Genomic DNA, 20,794 nt, shown 5'->3' with positions numbered 1-20,794 from the left:
AGCTTAGGGGGCGACAAAAGAAGTGATTGCCACCCAACCAAGCGTTCGCTAGGGTTGAGTGGTAACCACTTCTACGCGCAATAACAATTAAGGAGCCGCCATGAGCGACGCAGTGATCGAGAAGGTTGATAACGATGGCGTGGTACGCCTGACCATTAATCGTCCCAAAGCCTTGAACGCGCTGAACAGCGAAGTGCTCAGCGCTTTGGAAGCGCACCTGGTCGAGTTGGAAGCTCACCCCAGCCTGCGGGCGGTATTGATTACGGGGGCCGGAGAAAAATCTTTCGTGGCCGGGGCAGACATCACCGAGATGCGTGATAAAACCCCGGAAGAAGCGCGCGCCTTTGCCAGCCAGGCACTGCGCACCATCAAACGCCTGGAAACCTTGCCCGTGCCGGTGGTCGCGCTGGTCAACGGGTTTTGCCTTGGCGGCGGCTGCGAACTGGCGCTGGCCTGCGACTGGGCCGTCGCCAGCGACAACGCCATCTTCGGCCAGCCGGAAGTCCTGCTAGGCGTCATTCCCGGCTTTGGCGGCACCCAGCGCTTGCCGCGCCGAGTCGGTCCCGCCATGGCCATCGACCTGGTGACGACCGGGCGCAAGATCGATGCCCAGGAAGCGTTGCGCATCGGCCTCGTCAACCGGGTAATGCCCCAGACCGAGCTTGAGAGCTATGTTGAAGAGCTTACCAAGCAGCTGAAGGGGAACGGGCCGCAGTCGGTACGCGGCGCCAAGCAGGCCGTGCATGACGGCATGGATCAGGACCTCGATAGCGCCTTGGCCCTGGAAACCAGCCTGTTCGCCTTCTGCTTTGCAGGCCAGGAGCAGAAAGAGGGCATGAGCGCATTTGTCGAGAAGCGTAAACCCAACTTCTAGGGTTTATTTTTCGAGTTTTACTTATTCAAGGGGTGGCGCATGCGTCGCCCCTTATTTTATTCTCAGGCTTACTATTTTTCAGAGAAGGGAGTCACCGCGATGCAGTGGGCCGCTTTTGTGGTTGCCGCGCTGGGGTTTGCCTACTTGCCTGGGCCTGCGATGCTGTATACCGCCGCGCAAACCCTGGGGCGTGGCCGACGCGCAGGCTGGCTTGCGGTGGCGGGAGTGCATCTAGGCTGCTACGTGCATGTAATAGCGGCCGCGCTTGGCCTGGCCCTACTGTTTGCCGCCATTCCGCCTGCGTATCTCGCCATGAAGATCATCGGTGGGCTCTATCTGCTCTGGATGGGGGTGCGCTTGTGGCGGCAGGGCATTCGCACGAGTGGCGATGAGCTGCCGTTGGCCACCACCCGGCGGGTGCTGCGCGATAGTTTCCTGGTAGAAGTGCTCAACCCCAAAACGGCGCTGTTCTTCGTGGCGTTCCTGCCCCAGTTCGTGCAGCCCGACAGCGCTCTGCCGGTGGCATGGCAACTGCTGTGGCTGGGGGTAGCCACCAACGTACTGTTTTCGTCGGCGGACGTGGTCGTGGTGTTGCTGGCCAGCCCGCTGCGCGCTTGGCTGCAAAAGTCCAATAGCTCCACCCGTTGGGTACAGCGGATGGGCGGCGGCGTACTGATGGGGCTGGGCGGGAATACGCTGGTCCAGGCGGCACGCTAAAACGATCACTCGCAAGGCTATTAATCGCTAAAGCGATCAATGATGTGTTCACCACAAGGAGCGCACCATGTTTGATCTGTATATCGCCAACAAGAACTACTCTTCCTGGTCGCTGCGCCCTTGGGTGCTGCTGAAAACGCTGGATATCCCCTTCAACGAGCATCTGATGCCGTTCGAAGGGGGCTTTGGCGAGAGCCTCGCGACCTTCAAGCGTTTTTCTCCTTCGGGGCTGGTGCCGTGCCTGGTGGATAGTGAACACGAGGTGGCCGTGTGGGACTCGCTGGCGATTGTCGAGTACGTGGCCGAAGCGAATCCTGACGTATGGCCACAGCAGCTTGCCGCACGGGCCTGGGCACGCTCCGCTAGTGCCGAAATGCATAGTGGCTTTGCAGCGCTGCGCGATGAGTGTTCGATGAACTGTGGTGTACGGGTAGCGATGAACGCGATTTCCCCTGGGCTGAAAAGCAACCTGGCCCGGCTGGATGCGCTATGGCAGGAGGGGCTTGAGCGTTTTGGTGGCCCTTTCCTGGCGGGTGAGCACTTTACCGCCGTGGACGCGTTTTATGCCCCGGTGGCGTTTCGTGTGCAAACCTTCGGCCTTCCGCTGGGCGATGCCTCGCTGGCCTACGTGCAGCGCCTGTTGGCCCTGCCTGCCATGCAGGCGTGGTATGCGGCGGCGCTGAAAGAGACCTGGCGGGAGCCCATGCATGAACAAGAGACCCTGAAGCAGGCCACGCTGCTGAGCGACGAGCGGGCGACCGCATAGTACTTTAAAGAAAGTACTTTACAGAAAGTACTTTACAGAAAGTACCGTGCAGGAAGTCCTGTACAGAAAGTACCGTGCAGGAAGTTCCGGGCTGGAGGGAGGACGGCGCGGAGAGGGCGTAAATCCGCTACACTGACGCCTCTAATATTTCGCAACACGATTGAGAGTCATCAGATGGCGCTAAGTGCTACCCCCTACAAAGTGGATGTGAACCTGACTGACCTGGACCGCAACGTCTACGAAACGCTGCGGTTCACGGTGGCGCGCCACCCTTCCGAAACCGAAGAGCGCCTGTGCACACGGCTGATCGCTTATCTGCTGTGGTACAGCGAAGCGCTGGCCTTTGGACGCGGGCTCTCAGACGTGGACGAGCCAGCCTTGTGGGAGAAGAGCCTGGACGGGCGCGTGCTCCACTGGATTGAAGTAGGGCTTCCCGATGCCGAACGCATGACCTGGTGTTCTCGGCGTGCCGAGCGGGTTTCCCTGCTGGCCTATGGCCGTGTCGACCTGTGGGAGAGCAAAGTGCTGCCTGTGGTCGCATCGCTGAAGAACGTTCACGTGGCCGGGTTACCCGCCGATGCGCTGTCTACGGTGGCGACGAACTTGCCCAGGGCCATCAACTGGGCCGTGATGATCAGTGATGGTGCGCTGTTCATTACCGATGAGAACGGCCAGCACGAAATCACCCCTGAATGGCTGCTGCGCGAGCGCTAATCGAGGGTATTGGCGGTGAGGGATAACTGCCAGACTCCGCGCAAGTGGAAACAGCGTTGAGCGAGCCATAAGCGGCTATAAAAGTAGCTTGCTATCTTTTTGCAAGATTACATACAATCAGCAATGTTTGTTACTCAAGGAACGAGCCATGAAACCTTCCGTTGTATTACGTACTCTGGTACTGCCATTGAGCCTGCTGCCTGTGCTAGCCATGGCCAGCGACAGCGCCTTGACCCTCAAGCTCGAAAACGATGGCCTGGCCAGCAGCGATGACGGCCACTTCACCAGTGGCTTCGAACTGAACTGGATGACGACGCCCTCCGAACAGAACTGGTTGCAGCGGCTTGCCGTGGTGCTGCCAGCGGGGTTGATGGGGCAGGCTGACCGGGTGGCGTATCGCTTCGTGCACCAGATTTATACGCCCGATAACATCGAACGGCGCTCCCTGATCGAAGATGACCGCCCCTATGCAGGGCTGGTATACGGTGGTGTGTCGCTATATGAAGATGTGCCGGTGGGGCAGTGGCAGCGGGCCACCGATCTGCACCTCGATGTGGGGCTGGTTGGGCCCTCCTCGTTGGCGGACAGCATCCAGCGTGAGGTACACCGCGTCACCAATAGCGACCGCCCGCGGGGGTGGCGTCATCAGCTGGGTGACGAAGCGCTGGTCAACCTGACGCTGCGCCGCCAGTGGTGGCATGACACCCCGCTGGCGGGCAAACAGTTTGCCCATGGGCCGAGCGTCGGGGCGGCGTTGGGCAATCTGTACACCTACGCCAGCGCTGGCTACAGCGTGCGCTGGGGAGACGACGCTCAAGGCATTCCTACCCTGACCCCCAACCCCGGTACGCGCCATCTGATGAGCGAGAGCCGTGGCTGGCAGTGGTATCTGTTTGCCAGCGTCGAAGGCTATTACATGGCCCATAATCTGACCCTGGACGGCAATACCGTGCGCGATAGCCATTCGGTAGACCGCAAGGAGTGGGTCGCTGATGCCTCCACGGGCTTGGCGCTGGCCTGGGAAGACTGGCAGGTGACCTACGCCGTCGTACAGCGCACCCGCGAGTTCGAAGGGCAGGATGAGCAGGATGTGTTTGGCGCCATGACGCTGACCAAGCGTTTCTAGTGCAGTAGGCCGACGCGCAAACGACCGAGAGGGGCAGCATGAGCAGCAAGTACCCACAGACACCGGATGGACGCTACTTCGTTGCCAGGAACCGGCTGTGGCGCTGCACCGATCCGCGTCTCTCGGAAGACACCCGGCGTCTTCATGTCAAGGCGTTGATGAAGGCGCGGCGTGCGGTGCGCAGTGCCCAACAGCATGACGATGAGCACGCGCTTCGCCAGGCACGTCAGGCCGTGCAGGAAGCCAAGGAAGCACTGGGTGAACGAGGGCCTGTTTGGTGGCAGGATGGAGCACCGGACGAAGGCGGTCTCGCTCCCCACAACAGCTCCTATGCCGACTGGTGGGCCTCGCGCTCCTGAATCCTGGCGTGTGGTAATCTGCACGCCACTCTTACTGCATCGATAGGCACCCCTGTGACCATCAAAGCCAATCTGTCCATTCTGGATATCGTGGGCCACCTGCTGGTGTGGCTGTTACTGACGATTTTTACGCTGGGGATCGCGCTGTTTTTCTTTCCGTACTCCTTTGCTCGCTTTGTCATCAATCGTACTAGCGTGGTCGACCATGCCAGTGGGGTAGAGCGAAAAATGGTCTGCGATATCAATATCTTCAGCAATATCGGCCATATCATCCTGTGGATGGTGATTTCGTTTCTCACCTTGGGAATTGGCTACATCTTCTACTTTTACCGTGTCTGGAACTACGCGTTGAACAACTCACGCGTGCTGTAGTTCTGCCGGTTCCTCCGCCCGCTGCCTGTCAGCGGGCACCCCCTTTCACAGGTTCACGTTGACAACCCAACGTTCGGATTCTATATTTTGCGCGAATAAAAATTACTCTCATTAATATTATTATTCGCTCTGGGATCCAGGATGAACCATCTACCTACCTTTCGGCTGCGCACCTTAGGCGTGGCCGTTGCGCTGGCGGCGAGCACCACGTCGCTACAGGCGCAAGAGAACCCCGTTGGCAATGTGGATCTGGAAACGGTGGAAGTCACCGCAGACACGGCGGGCCGTTTCGGTTATATCGAAGCCGAACGCCAGCCTGGCGTTGGCAAGCTGGACGTGCCGATGGCCGAGCAGCCCTTTTCGATGTCGGTGATCGATCAGGAATTCATTCAGGACAGCGGTGCGAAGAATATTCAGGACACGCTGCTCTACACCCCGGGCGTCCATGCGGGGAATTTCGGCTTCGATACCCGTGGTGACAGTGCCAAGGTGCGAGGGTTGGACGCAGGCCGCTATCTGGACGGGTTACGCCAGATCTATGGTTCATACAACACCGTGCGCACCAATGTCTATGCACTGGAGAGCGTCGAGGTTCTGCGCGGGCCCTCGTCGATGCTGTACGGGCAGGCAGATCTGGGTGGCATCATCAACGGTGTCTCCAAGCTTCCCCAGGAAGAGCGCAGCGGTGAGATATGGGCACAATACGGCACCTTCGATCGCAAGCAGCTGGCCTTTGATTTTACCGGGGCCGCCGACGAGGAGGGCGTATTTCTCTACCGGATCGTGGCGCTCGTGCGTGACAGTGACACCCAAGTCGACCACGTCAGGGATGACGGGTATGTCCTGGCGCCTTCGTTTACCTGGCGCCCCAGTGACGATACCCGCGTGACGCTGCTGCTGAATCGCCAGCAGGACAAAAGCCAGGTATCTGCGCAGTTCCTGCCGCAGGTGGGCACTTTGCAGCCGGGCTCCTTGGGATTCATTGGCTCAGAGCGTTTCGTGGGTGAGCCCGGCTGGGACCGTTACGATAGCGAGAAAACCGAGACCACGCTGTTCGTTGATCAGCAGCTCAACGATGCATGGGCCTTCTCGGCCACGGCGCGCTACACCAACTCCAGCACCGAGACACGCGAGCACTGGGTCGATATTCCCAGCGTTCCGGATGCCAACGGTGAGGTCAACCGGACGATCTTCACGGCCGATGCCGACACCCGCATTTTGAACCTGGACGCTCGGCTTGCCGGTGAATTTGCCCTGGGGGCGACAGAACACACCCTGGTGGCCGGGATCGATCGCCAGGATGCCCGCTGGGCACAAGACAACTACAGCTATGTGACGGGGGGTGGCGGTCGCTTCAATGTCTACCAGCCACGTTACGGTAATCTGCAATTGGATTCACTGTCGCCAACCAACCAGCCCGATAACCGGATCGAGCAGGTCGGGGTTTATCTGGCCGATCACATCGAAGTGGGGCCGGTGGTGATATCTGCGGGCCTGCGTCGTGACTGGGCCGAGAACCGCACGCTGGCGCTGTCGGGGCCCGATACGGTCAGCGACGAAGCACAGACGACCGGGCGTATCGGGCTGATGTATCGCTTCGACAACGGCTTTTCACCTTACGTCAGCTACTCCGAAGCGTTCTCGATGAATCTGGGCAGTGACGGGACGGCAAATCCGAGCCCGCTCAAGCCTACCACGGGTGACCAGGAAGAGATTGGCTTCAAGTATGTGTCACCTGATCAGTCGTTGGCGGTCAGTGCGGCGTATTTCGACATTACCCAGCAGAACCGGATCAGCGATGGCGCCACGCCCGGTGGCGTCGAGCAGGTGGGTGCCGTGGTGGATGGTTGGGAGCTGCAGGTCAACAAGCGTTGGCAGCAGTTCGAGACGCAGCTGGCTTATACCAACCTCAATGCCACCAATGATGCTACCGGCGCGAGGCTGCCCTACGTGGCTGAAGAGCAGGTCTCCTGGTGGAATCGTTTGTACGTGGGCAACCACTGGCGCGTGGGCGCAGGCGTGCGCTATGTGGGTGATAACGTGGGCGCTGCCGAAGCACCGCTGGTGCCTTCCAGCACGTTGTACGATGCGATGGTGGGTTACACCCTGGGCGAGTGGGATTTCTCGGTCGACCTGAAAAACGCCACCGACGAAGAGTACATCTCCTGGTGCCGCTATGACGGAGGCGACTGTGGCTACGGTGATCGTCGCAGCGTCACGGCCAACGTGCGCTATCAGTTTTGATACACGTGCCGCGTGAGATACGGCGGCATACCGCCATATAAACAACGGGGCCTGCGATGAGCAGGCCCCGTTGTTTATATGGGTCTCTTCGTGAGTCGATGCTTAGCGTGGCTGTTTGATCAACAGCTTCACCAGCCGTCGCACGATAGGGGAGACCAGATTGATCACCGGCAGCGCGACGGCAAAGGCAAACAGCCACGCTTTGAGCCAAATCATCACGATCCCATCCACGAGCCCCACGTTATATAGCGTAATCACCAGCGACATGATGCATGACATGAACAGCGCCATGAGGCATGAAAATATCAGCTGGGCGTATTTCGGATCGAACATCGTAGGTTTTCCTGATACGCGAATTAACGCTTGTCTTCGGTTTTTTCAGTGAAGTCGCTGGCATCGTGGCGTTCATGAAGCTGCTCATGGGGTTCTCCCCAGGTGCGGTTGACCATGCGGCCCCGTTGCACGGCGGGACGGGCATCGATCTCTTCGGTCCAGCGCAGCACGTGGGTGTAGGTGTGGGCCTCCAGAAATTCGGCTGCCTCATACACACGGTTCTTGACCAGTGCGCCATACCAGGGGTGGATCGCCATGTCGGCAATCGTGTATTCGTCGCCCGCCATATAACGGTTGTCTGCCAGGTGGCGGTCGAGTACGTCCAGTTGACGCTTCACTTCCATGGTGTAGCGGTCGATGGGGTACTGATACTTTTCCGGCGCATAGGCATAAAAATGGCCAAAGCCGCCGCCCAGCATCGGTGCGCTGCCCATCTGCCAGAACAGCCAGGAAAGGCATTCGGTACGCTTGGCGGGGTCGCTGGGAAGAAAGGCACCAAATTTTTCGGCCAGATAGAGCAGGATGGCCCCTGACTCGAAGACCCGCTGGGGTGGCTGGACGCTATGGTCCATCAGTGCCGGGATCTTCGAATTGGGGTTCACCTCCACGAACCCGCTGCCAAACTGGTCGCCTTCACCGATCTGAATCAGGTGGGCATCGTATTCGGCGTCGATGATGCCTTTTTCCAGCAGCTCTTCGAGCATCACGGTGACCTTGACGCCGTTAGGCGTGGCCAGCGAGTACAGCTGCAGCGGATGCTTGCCGACGGGTAGATGTTTATCGTGGGTGGCACCTGCGACGGGGCGGTTGATGTTGGCAAATTTGCCACCGCTGCCGGGTTCCCATTGCCATACCTTGGGCGGCGTATAGGTTGGATCGCTCATGAGGTCCTCGCGTTTAGCGGTCATGCGTTGTCGTAGTGAATCTATGGGGGCGCTTGAGCCTGGCTACAAGGGTATGTCGTTAGCGAGTTAATTAAATGGCAAGGGTAGGACAAAGGCAACGCTGGCAAAAGGGGGGGACGTCGGGGTCACTCAAAAAATATAGCCATTCGCGTTTACTGGGCAGAATGTATCGCGTGCAGCGACCACTGACCATCCCCGGGTTTGTCTGAACACATGTGCCACCGCCAGAGATTATTTTCTGATGAGCCGTTGGGCCAGCGCTTGCAGGTAAGGAGCGCCTATCAGAATCAAGCTAAAAGCGATTGGCCATGCGATGTAAAAGGCTCTCCACCAGCGGGCCAAAAAATCACCAGACAACCCTGTGTTGGCCCATGTGATGACAAAGGTCATGATCGTCACCATGTAAAGTGACATGACGAGAGGAAATACGAAGCGAGAAAGGCTGCGCGGAAAAATCATGATCGCTCCGGTCAATCGTTAGTAGCAGGGTAATGGCGCATACCCCGGCGGTACCAAGACTTTACATGGCATCAGGAGTTGTCCAGGCATGGATATTATACGCTGGCCTCACTGGTCCGTAGTGAGGCCGTCAAAGGTCGCTTAAAAGCTAAAAACGGGGATGCTGGGGTCACGCATCATTTCAGCCATGGATCCAGGCTCTGCAATACCCACGCCGTCTCTAAGGTCTTCTTGAGTATGGTCTGTGTTGGGTAAATAGATTGCACAAACATCGACTTGCGCACCCTCTGCCATGAGCATTCCCAGAATACCCTCAGGCGTTACCTGGCCAGCGGGGTTGCTGGGTGGGGTGTTCACGGTGTTTTCGCTTTGATAATCGTTGATAGCAAGGTCGCCTGCCGCATCGCAAAGCAAAATATTCAATTCTGTGCCCTGCTGATACATGGCATTGCCGAGTATCATCGCCATGGTTTGAGTCTGCAGAGACTCGCTTGTCAATATGATCAGAGCTTTTTCATGCTCATCGCCGTGCTGTTCGGCAGTTGCCATCATGGGGGCGAAGAGTGTCACAGCGCTGGCAGCCAATAGTAAATGACGCATCATGTATTCCTTTGGATTGTCGTTGGAGTTCAATGGCAGGCTGTTATCGGGCAGCAGGCACATGGGGTGACTGGTTAATAACAAAAGGCCATAAGTTAATAACTTAAAAGATAGGCTATTTCACTGCCGGATGCACGAGGCATTTGGTCGCATATTGAGGAGCAGCGCACCCGCCACCGTTTTAGTTTCCATATCGAGTCTGTATCCAATGAGGTGTTCGCGTGCTGCAGGGCGCGATTGGTTGTGCAGACGACTCCTGGACGTTGGTCGCAAATCACCATATTTGTTTTGACACGCTCAGAGGCCGCCGCTAGCCTTCATACACTCGATGTTACCGGTAACAAATCAGCATCTCGCCTGACACACATTATCGGCAAGCCATCGAGCTACCGCATCGCTCGGCAGCCTGGTCATTCAAGCACTGGTCCTTCAAAAACTGGCCATGCACAACCCGGCCACTAACAACAATTCTGCGTGGAGAAACAACGATGACAACGATTTGGCGTAGCACATTGACCCTTTTGGGCGCCACCACTCTGACCTTTGGCATGGCGCATGCCCAAGGCCCGGAGCTTTCCGCGCCGCCCGCCATCGAGGGCGAGGTCCTGGCAGACCACGGCCGCCATACGCTGCGCATGGGTATCGGGCTGTCCGAAACCTCCCCGCAGTTCTTGTCCAGCCAATATTTCGGCGAGATTCTGGCGCAGCGTACCGATGGTCGGATTACCGTCAATGTCTTCCCCAATAGCCAATTGGGGGATGACGTGCAGATGATGGAGATGCTGCAGACCGGAACGCTGGACATGACTTACCCTTCCAGCTCGGCCACGACCGGCTACGTGCAGGCGCTGTCGGTGTTCGATTTGCCGTTCCTGTTGCCCAGCCGTGAAGCCGCCATTGCCGTCATGCAGAGCGATGCGGCCCAGAACATGCTGGATGCTTTTGAAGGCACTGGCTTGAAAGCGCTGACGTTTTCCGAGAATGGCTACCGCCAGCTGTCGAACAGCGCCCGCCCGGTGGCGACTCCTGACGACGTGGCGGGCCTCAACGTGCGCGGTTTGAGCGTACGCACCATGCAGAACCCGGTGCATCTGGCCATCTGGGAAGCGCTGGGCGCCAACCCGACACCCATGGCCTTCGGTGAACTGTTCTCGGCGTTGGAGCAGGGCGTCGTGGATGGGCAGGAGAACCCCTGGAGTACCATCCTGACCTCGAACTTCAACGAAGTGCAGGATTACGGTACGGAAACGCGCCACGTTTACACGCCATTCATCATGATGCTCTCCGAGCGCACCTGGAATCGCATGGCGCCGGAGTATCAGGCACTGGTGCTGGAAGCCGCCCGCCAGTCTGCCGAGTATGAAATTCAGCTCTCTGCCGAATACGACGACTGGTCCCGTGAGCAGTTGGAAGCGCGGGGCATGCAGATCACTCGGTTGGACGATGAGCAGCTGGCCGCTTTCCAGGAAGCCGTTCAGCCCGTCTACACCCAGTGGGCACCGCGTATCGGGGAAGACCTGATTGCTGAAATTCAGCAGATCGTGGCAGACCATACGTCTCAGTAAGCCATTGCCGTGGGCGTTCGGGCAGGCCAGTGGCCTGCCCGATTCGAGAGTGCCCCAGGAGTTTTTATGACATCCCCCTCGCATACTCCCCAGGCCGAGCCTGTGCTGGCAACGCCCGACCCGACAGACCCCTCGACCTATCTGGACGACCCTAACCGACGGTGCCTTGAAATCGACACCGATGTGGGTCAGGGGCCCGCCCTGTTTCGCTGGCTCACGCTGGGCATGGAGTATCTGATCGGCGCCATTCTGGTCGCGCTGATCGTCTCGGTATCCAGCAACGTGGTGGGGCGCTCGCTGTTCAATCACTCGCTTCCCTGGGTCGATGAGCTGGCGCGCATGCTGTTCATCTGGCTGGTCTTCATTGGCGCGGCGGCGGCCTTTGCGCGCTATGAGCATATTGCGGTGGATGCCCTGGTGCGCCGACTGCCGCTGCGCCTGGCGCATCTGCTGTATGCGCTTCAGCACCTGATCATCACGGGGCTCATGCTGGTGATGGTGTGGGGCGGGTATCAGGTGCTGTCTCGCTCCAGTGGTCGTTCTGCCATTCTGGGCGTGCCGCTCAGTTGGGTCAGCCTGTCTCTGGTGCTGTGTGTGATCTTCATTGCTGCCGTGTCGCTGTGGCGGCTATGGGTCAGCCTGCGCCTGGTGCTCGCGCCGCGCGACCCATCCACCGATTCTGTGGGGGAGTAACCACTATGTTATGGATTTTTCTGGCGATCCTGTTCGCATCCATCGTGATTGGCCTGCCTATTGCTTTTGGGCTGGGAGTGGCGGCACTGGTCATGGCCATACTGTCGGACATTCCGCTGTCGATCATGATCGAGCAGTCCATCCGGGGCGTGAACAGCTTTCCCCTGCTGGCCATTCCGTTCTTCATTCTGGTGGGCGAAGTGATGAGCCAAGGGGGGATTGCGCGGCGTCTGATGGAGCTGGCGGGGGCGCTCGTCGGCTTCATGCGTGGTGGGCTGGGCCAAGTGGCCATCACCGGCTCGATGTTCTTCGGCGGAATCAGTGGCTCGGCGGTGGCGGACACGGCGGCGACCGGCTCCATGATGATTCCTTCCATGAAGCAGCAGGGCTATAGCGCAGCGGATGCCACGGCGATCAATACGGTCTCGTCGGTGATCGGGATCATCATCCCGCCCTCCATTCCGCTGATTCTCTACGGTATCGTCACGGAAACCTCGATCAGTCGCCTGTTCATTTCCGGTATCGTGCCGGGGCTGCTGATTGGCGGTGCGCTGATGATGACGACGTTTCTGCTGGCTTCCCGACAGGGCGGTGGCGTGCGCCAGTTCCGCTGGGACGTGCTGTGGCAGGCGTTCAAGGCGGCCTGGCTTGCCCTGGTGCTGCCGGTGATCGTGATTGGCGGCATCATTGGCGGCGTCTTTACGGCCACGGAAGCGGCCGTGGCGGCGCTGCTCTATTCGCTGGCCATTTCCCTGCTGGTCTATCGGGAGTTCAAGCTGGCAGCGCTTGGTGGCATGCTGATTCGCACTGCTCGATTGACTGGCATGGTCATGATGTTGCTGGCGTTTGCCACCGTGATCGCATGGTTCCTGACTATCAATATGGTGCCCCAGACGCTGGTGCGTCAGGTTCAGGCGATTACCCAGGAGCCTTTCCTGCTGCTGCTGATCGTGGCGGCGCTGCTGTTGCTGGTCGGGTTCGTCATGGATCTCACGCCCGCCATGGTGATCATGGCTCCGATGCTGGCGCCCATCGTGACCTCGGTGGGGGTGGACGCGGCTTACTTTGGCGTCTTGATGGCCTTCATTCTGGGCATCGGGCTACTGACGCCCCCGGTAGGCACCTGCCTGTATGTGGGGTGTGGCGTGGGCAAGGTGTCGATGGAGTCGCTGGTCAAGGCCATGTTGCCGTATTACGCGGCGCTGCTGGTGGTGCTGGTGCTGTTGATTGCCTTCCCGGGGTTCGTGACATGGTTACCCAACTTGACCGCCGTGCGCGGCAACTGACAGGAGAGCAGTGTGACGAGCACTTCACAGCGTATTCTTGTCATGGGGGTTTCGGGCTCCGGCAAGACTCATATTGGCCAGCAGTTGGCGTCTTCGCTGGGGGCCACGTTCATCGATGGAGATGACCATCACAGTGCCGCAAACGTGGCCAAGATGGCCAGCGGTACGCCGCTCAACGACGACGACCGCCAGGCGTGGCTGGCAACGCTATCGGCCCTGCTGGAAAGCTATCGCACCCGGGATGCCTCGGTAGTGGTTGCCTGTTCCGGGCTCAAACGGCGTTATCGCGACCGCTTGCGGCAGGGCGATGGTGACCTGCGTATCCTCTACCTGAAGGGTACGCCCGATGTGCTGCGCGAGCGGCTGGCCACTCGTGCCGGCCACTTCTTCAAGGGGGATGACATGCTGGCCAGCCAGCTGGCGGACCTGGAGCCGCCGCTGGCTGATGAGGCCGTCACGCTGTCGATTGAGCTGCCGCCTCGCGTGATTGTCGAGCGCTTTTGTGCCACGCTGTCCCGGCAACCGCAGCGCTCGTCAAGCTAAAGGAAGGGATAGGCGACGGGTCGCAGGATTCGTTAAGGTAAGACCCGTGCCCATCCACGATATCAGGCAGTGACGCCATTGAAGAAAAAACGCCCCACCTTGCAAGACATCGCCGACCGCGTCGGCGCCACCAAAATGACCGTGAGCCGCTGCCTGCGCGACCCGGAAGCGGTCTCGGAAGGGCTGCGCGAGCGCATTTTCAGTGCCGCGGAGCAGATTGGCTACATTCCTAACCGGGCGCCGGACCTGCTGTCGCGGGCCACGAGCCACTCCATTGGCGTGCTGGTTCCTTCCTTGACCAACCAGGTATTTGCCGACGTGATCGTGGGCATCGAAGCGTACACCGAGCCTGCGGGCTATCATCTGATGCTTTCCCACTACGGCTACAGCCCCGAGCTCGAAGAGCGTAGCCTGGCCTCGCTGCTCTCTTATAATGTCGATGGTGTGATTCTCTCGGATCGAGACCATACGCCGCGCAGCTTGCGCATGCTGGAAACCGCGGGTATTCCTATCGTGGAGATCATGGACACCCATCGCCCACCGCTTCAGCAGGCCGTCGGGTACGACAACGTGAGTGCCGCCTACGAGATGGTCAGCGAGATGATACGGCGTGGCCGCCGCCACATTCTCTATCTGGCCGTGCGTCTCGATGAGCGGACGCGCCAGCGTGAGCAAGGCTATCGACAGGCCATGCAGGCGCATGGGCTTTCCCCCGTCACCTTGCAGCGTAGCCAGCGCTCCTCTTACACCGTGGGCGCTGCATTGATGCAACAGATTCAGCAGGATTACCCTCAGGCGGATGGGGTGTTCTGCACCAACGATGACGTGGCGGTGGGGGCGTACTTCGAATGCCTGCGCCAAGGAGTTGCCGTCCCCCAACAGATGGCCATTGCCGGTTTTCACGGTCATGATGTGGGGCAGGCCATGACGCCGCGTCTGGCCAGCGTCGTGACCCCCCGCGAGGCCATCGGTGAAAGGGCGGCTCAGGCCCTGCTGGCACGTATTCGTGGCGAAGGGGTGGACCAGCCCGTCATTGACCTGGGCTACCGTATCGAAGCAGGCGATACGTTATAGGTAGTCTGTGTGAGCTAATCTATGTGAGGTAGGCTGTATGAGGTGGGCTGTGTCTAGTCACCGCTGTTTTTTATTCTTCAAATGAGGCTGCCGTGAATATCACTCAACTGACGGTCTATCCGGTCAAGTCGCTCAAGGGGATCGACCTGCAACAGAGCGAGCTCTACACCCACGGGTTGGCCTGGGATCGTCGCTGGATGCTGGTCGATGCGCAGCAGCGTTTCGTCACCCAGCGTCAGCTACCCGCCCTGGCCACTATAGGCGTGGCTCTCGACGAGCGCTCGCTGGTGCTCTCGCATCCCTCGGTGGCGCCTATCGCCATTTCACTGGATGAGCCGCAAGGTAATCTGCGCCACGTGACCGTCTGGAACGATCACTGCAAGGCGCACCAGGAGGGCGAGGAAGTCTCTCGATGGCTGGAGGCTGCCCTGGGGGATACGGCCCGGGGCTTGAGTCTGGTGCGCTTTGCCAGCGACTTTCCACGGCCCGTGGAAGCGGACTTCCTGGCAGGCGACAGCGCGGATACTTTCTTCTCGGACGGCTACCCTTTCCTGGTTACCACCACCGGCTCGCTGGATGCGCTCAATCAGGCACTGGTGGCTTCTGGGCAGTCCCCCATCCCCATGAACCGGTTCCGGCCCAACATCGTGGTGGAGTGTGCCACCGCTTGGGCGGAAGACCGCTGGGCCGGGCTGCGAGTACCCACTGGTGGTATTGAACTCACCCTGCGCAAGCCTTGCCAGCGCTGCAAGATCACCACTGTGGATCAGCAGACCGGTGCGGTCCCTGCCCAAGGCGAGCCACTCAAGACGCTGCTGTCACTCAATACCCAGCCGCATCTGAAAGGCGCTTTTTTTGGCCAGAATGCCACGCTGACCAAGGGGCAGGGCGCGACTATTCGTGTGGGGGACGCCGTAGAGGCATTACCACGCGAGGTTTGAAGCGCAGTAGCCCCGTGGCCACGGCGGTGCCCATCAACGTAATCACCATGCCGAGCCCTACCTGCAGCGAGAGCGTTTCTTCCAGCAGCAGATAGCCCCACAGCAGCGCGCTCACCGGCACCAGAAAGGTGACCGTGGACGTGGCGGTGGCCCCGGCGCTGGCCAGCAGTCCGAAATAAAGTAGAAAGGCCACGGCGGTGCTCAGCACCGCCAGGGCCAAGGCGTTACCCCAGGCCAGCGTGCTGATGGGCTCGCTGGGCCATAGCAGCAGGCCGGGGATCAGCAGCACGAGCGCCGACATGGCGCTGCTGCCCGCGGCCAGTACCCGCGTGGGTAAATGGCCCAGTCGGGTTTTCGAATAATTGCCCGCGACCCCATAGCAGAAGGTGGCACCCAGCACGGCCACGATGAACCAGCCGTCTCCCCCCAAACTGAAGTCCAGACGATGTGCCGACAGCACATAAACTCCCACCAGCGCCAACGTCAGCCCCAGGTATTGCTGGCGCTTCACGGGCGTGGCAAAAAAAGCCGCCCCCAGCAGCGCGGTAAAAATAGGCGTAGTGGCGTTGAGCAGCGAGGTAAATCCCGCTTCCAGGCGCGTGGTTGCCAGTGCCAGCAGGGAAAAGGGCAGCACATGGCTGACCACGCCCAACAGAAGTAGCGGCCCTTTGTGCTGCCAGATCAGCCGGGCGTAGTGCAGGCTCAGCAGCAGCGGCACGAGCAGCAGGGCGCCAATGGTCATGCGTATCCACACCAATGGGACAGAGCCGAACTCCGGTGCCGCCACGCGCATGAAAATAAACGAAAGCCCCCATAACGAAGAGAGCAATATTAAGCGCAGCGCGTCGGCTGTGGACATGGCAGTTCCTTGGAGTAAACACCGGTATAGAGAGCAACCGCTCAGCATAACCATAATATGAGCACATGCGAATACGTCTTAAGGGTTAGCAGTTTCATTTGTCAATAATGGTTACATCATGGTTTTGGCGTTGACGCTTGGGGGTTTGGTCTCTACTGTCTCAGCAAACGTTGGTGGCTAATATTGACACACTGAGGATACACCGTGGATCTCGCGACGCTGATTGGTCTTGTAGGTGCTGCTGTACTGGTAGGGGCTTCTGTGATGCTGGGCACCTCGCCCGAGGTATTCCTGAATCTTACTGGGCTACTGCTGGTCGTGGGGGGAAGCTTGTTCGTGGTGCTGGCCAAGTTCAGCATTACCCAGTTCAAGTTCGCGCTCAAGGCGGCGGCTCGGGCGTTCAAGTTTCAGCTACCCAGTACTCAAGACAGCATCGACGAACTCGTTGAGTTAGCCAAAGTGGCACGTCGCGAGGGCATGATCGCGCTGGAAAGCCGTGAAGTCAGCTCGCCTTTTCTCCAGCAGGGGTTGCAGATGCTAGCGGATGGCTTCAGCGCCGACATGATCAAGGAGATGATGGAAAAAGAGCGCCTGCTGACGCTGGAGCGCAACGAGGCCGGAGGCCAGGTGTTTTCCGCGCTAGGGGAAGTATCTCCGGCCATGGGCATGATTGGCACCCTGGTAGGACTGGTGCAGATGCTCGCCAATATGAACGACCCGTCACTAATTGGGCCCGCCATGGCCGTGGCGCTACTGACCACCATGTATGGCGCCATGATTGCCACTATGTTTGCCAACCCCATTGCTGAAAAGCTATGGGTACGCATGAATCAGGAAGCCAAGATGCAGGAGCTGTGGATCGACGCGCTGCTGGCCATCAAGGGCGACAAGAACCCCCGTGTACTGGAGCAAATGCTGGCCCTCTATTTGCCGCCAGAGCATCGTGTAGAGTCCGACGAACGTAAGACAGCGAGCGAGCGGGGATAAGTCGGTGGCAAAAAGAAAGAGCAATATCCCAGCGTGGGTGGTGACCTATGCGGACTTGATGTCACTGCTGCTGTGCTTTTTTGTGCTGCTGCTCTCTTTTGCTGAAATCGATGCGCAAAAATTTCGGCGCGTGGCCGAGTCGTTGTCTGAGGCCTTCGGTGTACAGCGGGATATCGAAGCGATGCAGATACCCATGGGCACCAGTGCGGTCATGCAGCACTTTTCGCCAGCGACGCCCGACCGTACCTTGATCGAGGAAGTGCGCCAGCGGACGCAACAGCCGCAACCCCAGTTGGAAACCATGCGCACCGTGCTGGAAAACCAGCAGCGTCAACGTACTCTGCAAATAGCTAACAGTATCGAAAAGTTGTTGGCTACTGCGTTATCTGAAGGGGGCGTGGAGATTGAAGTGGAAGAGGCGCGGATTATCATCCGAGTCGCCGAAAACGGCACTTTTGGTTCAGGCACCGCCACGGTGACGCCTGCGTTTGCCTCACTGCTGGTAGAACTTTCCAGTCTCCTCAGTGGTTTGAGTGGCACGCTATCAGTGCATGGACATACCGATAACGTGCCTATCCGCACGGCGCAGTTTCGCAGCAATTGGGATCTTTCCGCCATGCGTGCTGCGTCCGTGGCTAATGTGCTGATCGAAGACGGCAATATGGCGCCTGAGCGTCTGATCATCCAGGGGTTTGCCGAAACACGGCCGGTGGCCAGTAACACCACCTCCGATGGCAGGGCGGCCAATCGGCGCGTCGAACTGCTCATCGATGCCAGTGCACCCGTCGAGTTGGCGGCGATGAGCAGCGAGTCCTCAGGTGATATCACGCCGTGACATTCGGCAAGCCCCGGAGAAATCAGCTACCCTGAAAAGGCTGAACGCTCTCTTGCGCTCAGTTCGCCATTAGCGAACTACCCTGGGAAAGGAGAACAGAATGGATAGCAAAGCAAGCGCACGTTGGGAAGGTGGTTTGAAGGACGGCCAAGGGCATGTATCTACCGAAAGTGGAGCGCTGGACGCCAACTACTCGTTCAAGCAGCGCTTCGAAGGCGCGCCGGGCACCAATCCAGAAGAGCTGATCGGTGCTGCCCATGCGGGCTGTTTCTCCATGGCGCTCTCCATGATTCTTGGCGAAAAAGGCTACACGGCGGAGTCTATCGATACGCAGGCCAGCGTGACGTTGTCACAGGGCTCGAATGGTTTCGATATTTCGAAAATTCATCTTGAAGTAGAAGCTAGCGTGAGCGGAGCGGATGAAGCCGCTTTTAAAGAAGCCGCAGAGACGGCAAAAGCAAATTGCCCTGTTTCAAAAGTATTGAATGCCGAGATTACCATGACCGCAAAGTTAAAAGGTTGATTTAATAACTTGTGTTATGGAAAAGGCGTCAAGTGCTTCTTTTGACTTTTGGTCGAGTTGGTTTTAAAGCTTAATGGAAGTGTTGCTTGGCGCCTTGCAGAGTGGCAAGGCTTTAGATGTCGCCTGAAAATATTGCTGTATGGATGCTAAAAGGCCTTGGCAATTGCCAAGGCCTTTTTTAACGCTTACCGTTATCAGCGTTTAGTCACGCTCATACTCTTCGGCAGCTTCCAGTGCATCCTGTGATGCATTGACGCGAATCACGTAGTCATCGCCGTCATCATCTTTCGTCAGTTCCAAAGAGTCCCACTCGACGGCAACGTCTTTCTCGCCCATGCCGAGGAACCCACCGATACCCATGACGACAGCCTGGATCTGACCATCTTCATCGATGACCAAGTCAGAAATGGTACCGATATCCTCATCTTCTTCCACGGTGCTTTTCACGTTGTTGCCGATCAGCGAATCAGCATGGAACGTGTTTTCAGGCTGCGTGGTGAGGTAGGTAGCTTCAGCTGCCACGGTTTCCTGAGCGCTGACCGAGCCAGCGGCAAACATGAAAGCAGGCACCATCAACGTACCGAGGAAAGCAGGTTTGATCATTTTCATGGCTATTGCTCCTTGCGCTTGCATTAGGACAGGGTGTGGTTGCACCGGTGTCTAAACAAATTAACGGTCATGGCTCATCAAACAGTGTGGTTTGATAAAGGCAGTATCTAATTGCCTGGCGCTATTCCTATAGCGCCCACCATTTACGTTACTCCTGAGGCGATTCCTCTCATGCCAACGATTCTATCAATAACCCGTATTACGGGTGGGCTAACAGAAACTGGTATTAAGGAAAAGCAACGTCTTGTCTTGCGCGTCACTGCGTCAAGACACTTATCAAGGTAGACGCTCTATAATGTTTTGCAAGATGAATGGCCATCTTTTTGTCATGGATTGAACTCAAGTATCGGTGTTAAAGAGGTGAGAGCGCCTGCCCATGCGACAGTCTGTCGGATTGACCCACCGGTAGCCAGTCGGCATATTAGCCGTAAAAAAGGAGAACCCATGACGACCACGACGCATTACCCTGCCAGCCGACGGCTCAAGCGCTCCTGTTTAGGCAGTCTGGCGGTCAGCGCTTGGCTGCTGGCGACCAGCGCGTTGGCCAATGCCAGCGAGCTTCCCAAAGGGCACTTTTTGCTGCCCGAAACAGGCAACATGATTGGCGAGAACTACACGGTCACGGCCAGTAACGAAGATACGCTGCTGGATATCGCCCAGGCACACAACGTGGGCTACGAGGAAATTCGCATGGCCAACCCGGATGTCAGTATCTGGGTGCCTGGCGAAGGTACCGAGGTGACCATTCCCGGCCAGTTCATTCTGCCTGACGAGCCGCGTACCGGCATCGTGATCAACGTCGCTGAACTGCGCCTCTACTACTATCCCGAGGCAGCGGCTGGCGAGCCTGCCGTGGTCGAGACCTACCCCATCGGCATTGGGCGCGATGCCTACAACACGCCTCTGGGGATTACCAAGACCACCATGCGGCTCGAAAATCCTGCCTGGTATCCGCCGGCGTCCATTCGTCGTGAGGCCGCCGAGCGGGGCGACCCGCCACCTGCTGTCGTGCCCCCAGGCCCTGATAACCCGCTGGGGCAGTTCGCCATTCTGCTCGATATACCGGGCTACTTGATTCATGGGACCAACCAGCCGGACGGCATCGGTATGCGCGCTAGCCGGGGCTGTATCCGGATGCACGGGGACGATATCGAGTCGATCTTCTGGCGCGTGCCTGTCGGTACTCAGGTCAATATCATCGATGCTCCCATCAAGCTGGGCTGGAGCGAGCAGGGCAATGCCTATATTCAGGCATTTTCCTCTACCGACGAGAAGGCTTTCGGCATGGACACCCTGCTGAATGTGATTGGCCTGATCGAAGAGCATAACGGCCAGGGCAGTGCCAATTACGAGCAGGTCAGTCGTGTGCTCGAAGAGGCCAATGGTCAAATCGTCCCCCTCAGCTAATGC

General features: G+C 58.5%; 24 protein-coding genes. 18 read left to right on the top strand and 6 right to left on the bottom strand.

All coding sequences use genetic code 11. The features are described from left to right. Nucleotides 1-100: 100 nt before the first annotated feature. The 8 genes from HSS18214_RS0107095 (at nucleotide 101) to HSS18214_RS0107060 (ending at nucleotide 7,172) form a co-directional block, all read left to right on the top strand. Entirely contained in the window at nucleotides 101-874 is a 774-nt protein-coding gene (locus tag HSS18214_RS0107095; protein WP_016914595.1) for an enoyl-CoA hydratase/isomerase family protein, read from the top strand. Between the two features lie 39 nt (nucleotides 875-913). Beyond that, nucleotides 914-1,591, top strand: coding sequence for a LysE family translocator (locus HSS18214_RS0107090; protein ID WP_237718592.1), 678 nt, complete (start codon nucleotides 914-916; stop codon nucleotides 1,589-1,591). Between the two features lie 67 nt (nucleotides 1,592-1,658). Continuing rightward, complete coding sequence (locus HSS18214_RS0107085; RefSeq protein WP_016914593.1) at nucleotides 1,659-2,357, top strand: glutathione S-transferase family protein; 699 nt, start codon at nucleotides 1,659-1,661, stop codon at nucleotides 2,355-2,357. A 174-nt stretch (nucleotides 2,358-2,531) separates the two neighbouring features. Continuing rightward, a complete protein-coding gene (locus tag HSS18214_RS0107080; protein ID WP_016914592.1) occupies nucleotides 2,532-3,071 on the top strand; it encodes a YaeQ family protein in 540 nt (179 codons plus the stop codon). A gap of 148 nt (nucleotides 3,072-3,219) precedes the next feature. Beyond that, nucleotides 3,220-4,197 (top strand): lipid A deacylase LpxR family protein, encoded by a 978-nt coding sequence (locus tag HSS18214_RS0107075; protein ID WP_016914591.1) that lies wholly within the window; start codon nucleotides 3,220-3,222, stop codon nucleotides 4,195-4,197. Between the two features lie 38 nt (nucleotides 4,198-4,235). Beyond that, entirely contained in the window at nucleotides 4,236-4,556 is a 321-nt protein-coding gene (locus HSS18214_RS0107070) for a hypothetical protein (RefSeq protein ID WP_016914590.1), read from the top strand. A 54-nt stretch (nucleotides 4,557-4,610) separates the two neighbouring features. After that, nucleotides 4,611-4,928 carry a DUF6693 family protein gene (locus HSS18214_RS0107065; protein WP_016914589.1) on the top strand — a complete coding sequence of 106 codons (318 nt, stop codon included), beginning with the start codon at nucleotides 4,611-4,613 and terminating at the stop codon, nucleotides 4,926-4,928. 141 nt (nucleotides 4,929-5,069) lie between these two features. Continuing rightward, entirely contained in the window at nucleotides 5,070-7,172 is a 2,103-nt protein-coding gene (locus HSS18214_RS0107060) for a TonB-dependent siderophore receptor (RefSeq protein WP_016914588.1), read from the top strand. A gap of 102 nt (nucleotides 7,173-7,274) precedes the next feature. On the opposite strand, the gene HSS18214_RS0107055 is transcribed toward HSS18214_RS0107060, so the two are convergent. The 4 genes from HSS18214_RS0107055 to HSS18214_RS0107040 all read right to left on the bottom strand — a co-directional run bounded on the left by HSS18214_RS0107055 (nucleotide 7,275) and on the right by HSS18214_RS0107040 (nucleotide 9,469). Beyond that, entirely contained in the window at nucleotides 7,275-7,505 is a 231-nt protein-coding gene (locus tag HSS18214_RS0107055; protein ID WP_016914587.1) for a DUF2798 domain-containing protein, read from the bottom strand. Nucleotides 7,506-7,528: 23 nt separating this feature from the next. Next, a complete protein-coding gene (gene yghU / locus HSS18214_RS0107050; protein WP_016914586.1) occupies nucleotides 7,529-8,389 on the bottom strand; it encodes a glutathione-dependent disulfide-bond oxidoreductase in 861 nt (286 codons plus the stop codon). 252 nt (nucleotides 8,390-8,641) lie between these two features. Further along, nucleotides 8,642-8,869: a DUF2798 domain-containing protein gene (locus tag HSS18214_RS0107045; protein ID WP_016914585.1), complete on the bottom strand. Its 228-nt coding sequence runs from the start codon at nucleotides 8,867-8,869 to the stop codon at nucleotides 8,642-8,644. A 141-nt stretch (nucleotides 8,870-9,010) separates the two neighbouring features. After that, nucleotides 9,011-9,469 carry a DsrE family protein gene (locus HSS18214_RS0107040; protein ID WP_016914584.1) on the bottom strand — a complete coding sequence of 153 codons (459 nt, stop codon included), beginning with the start codon at nucleotides 9,467-9,469 and terminating at the stop codon, nucleotides 9,011-9,013. A 488-nt stretch (nucleotides 9,470-9,957) separates the two neighbouring features. On the opposite strand from HSS18214_RS0107040, the gene HSS18214_RS0107035 reads away from it, so the two are divergent. The 6 genes from HSS18214_RS0107035 (at nucleotide 9,958) to HSS18214_RS0107010 (ending at nucleotide 15,571) form a co-directional block, all read left to right on the top strand. Then, nucleotides 9,958-11,034, top strand: coding sequence for a TRAP transporter substrate-binding protein (locus HSS18214_RS0107035; RefSeq protein ID WP_016914583.1), 1,077 nt, complete (start codon nucleotides 9,958-9,960; stop codon nucleotides 11,032-11,034). A 66-nt stretch (nucleotides 11,035-11,100) separates the two neighbouring features. After that, nucleotides 11,101-11,727 (top strand): TRAP transporter small permease, encoded by a 627-nt coding sequence (locus HSS18214_RS0107030; protein WP_016914582.1) that lies wholly within the window; start codon nucleotides 11,101-11,103, stop codon nucleotides 11,725-11,727. A 5-nt stretch (nucleotides 11,728-11,732) separates the two neighbouring features. Then, complete coding sequence (locus HSS18214_RS0107025; protein WP_016914581.1) at nucleotides 11,733-13,013, top strand: TRAP transporter large permease; 1,281 nt, start codon at nucleotides 11,733-11,735, stop codon at nucleotides 13,011-13,013. Nucleotides 13,014-13,025: 12 nt separating this feature from the next. Beyond that, entirely contained in the window at nucleotides 13,026-13,556 is a 531-nt protein-coding gene (locus HSS18214_RS0107020) for a gluconokinase (RefSeq protein WP_016914580.1), read from the top strand. Nucleotides 13,557-13,634: 78 nt separating this feature from the next. Continuing rightward, nucleotides 13,635-14,630 (top strand): gluconate operon transcriptional repressor GntR, encoded by a 996-nt coding sequence (gene gntR / locus HSS18214_RS0107015; RefSeq protein ID WP_016914579.1) that lies wholly within the window; start codon nucleotides 13,635-13,637, stop codon nucleotides 14,628-14,630. Nucleotides 14,631-14,722: 92 nt separating this feature from the next. Next, nucleotides 14,723-15,571 (top strand): MOSC domain-containing protein, encoded by an 849-nt coding sequence (locus HSS18214_RS0107010; RefSeq protein ID WP_016914578.1) that lies wholly within the window; start codon nucleotides 14,723-14,725, stop codon nucleotides 15,569-15,571. On the opposite strand, the gene HSS18214_RS0107005 is transcribed toward HSS18214_RS0107010, so the two are convergent. Further along, entirely contained in the window at nucleotides 15,525-16,430 is a 906-nt protein-coding gene (locus tag HSS18214_RS0107005) for a DMT family transporter (protein WP_016914577.1), read from the bottom strand. The two genes, HSS18214_RS0107010 and HSS18214_RS0107005, sit on opposite strands and share 47 nt — an antisense overlap. Before the next feature lie 204 nt (nucleotides 16,431-16,634). On the opposite strand from HSS18214_RS0107005, the gene HSS18214_RS0107000 reads away from it, so the two are divergent. From HSS18214_RS0107000 to HSS18214_RS0106990, 3 genes are all read left to right on the top strand, one after another. Continuing rightward, nucleotides 16,635-17,417: a MotA/TolQ/ExbB proton channel family protein gene (locus HSS18214_RS0107000; protein ID WP_016914576.1), complete on the top strand. Its 783-nt coding sequence runs from the start codon at nucleotides 16,635-16,637 to the stop codon at nucleotides 17,415-17,417. Between the two features lie 4 nt (nucleotides 17,418-17,421). Beyond that, nucleotides 17,422-18,252, top strand: coding sequence for a flagellar motor protein MotB (locus tag HSS18214_RS17925; RefSeq protein WP_083844169.1), 831 nt, complete (start codon nucleotides 17,422-17,424; stop codon nucleotides 18,250-18,252). Between the two features lie 100 nt (nucleotides 18,253-18,352). Further along, the gene (locus HSS18214_RS0106990; RefSeq protein ID WP_016914574.1) at nucleotides 18,353-18,775 is read left to right on the top strand and encodes an OsmC family protein; all 423 of its coding nucleotides are present in this window, start codon (nucleotides 18,353-18,355) and stop codon (nucleotides 18,773-18,775) included. A 201-nt stretch (nucleotides 18,776-18,976) separates the two neighbouring features. On the opposite strand, the gene HSS18214_RS0106985 is transcribed toward HSS18214_RS0106990, so the two are convergent. Beyond that, nucleotides 18,977-19,384, bottom strand: a complete 408-nt coding sequence (locus tag HSS18214_RS0106985) for a PRC-barrel domain-containing protein (RefSeq protein WP_016914573.1) — start codon at nucleotides 19,382-19,384, stop codon at nucleotides 18,977-18,979. A gap of 444 nt (nucleotides 19,385-19,828) precedes the next feature. Between HSS18214_RS0106985 and HSS18214_RS0106980 the strand changes: the two genes are divergently transcribed. Then, nucleotides 19,829-20,791, top strand: coding sequence for a L,D-transpeptidase family protein (locus HSS18214_RS0106980; protein WP_016914572.1), 963 nt, complete (start codon nucleotides 19,829-19,831; stop codon nucleotides 20,789-20,791). The last annotated feature ends 3 nt before the right edge of the window (nucleotides 20,792-20,794 follow it).

The sequence above is a fragment of the Vreelandella stevensii S18214 genome (genome assembly GCF_000275725.1).
Lineage (GTDB): Bacteria > Pseudomonadota > Gammaproteobacteria > Pseudomonadales > Halomonadaceae > Vreelandella > Vreelandella stevensii.
This window is presented reverse-complemented; position numbering and strand designations above follow the sequence as displayed.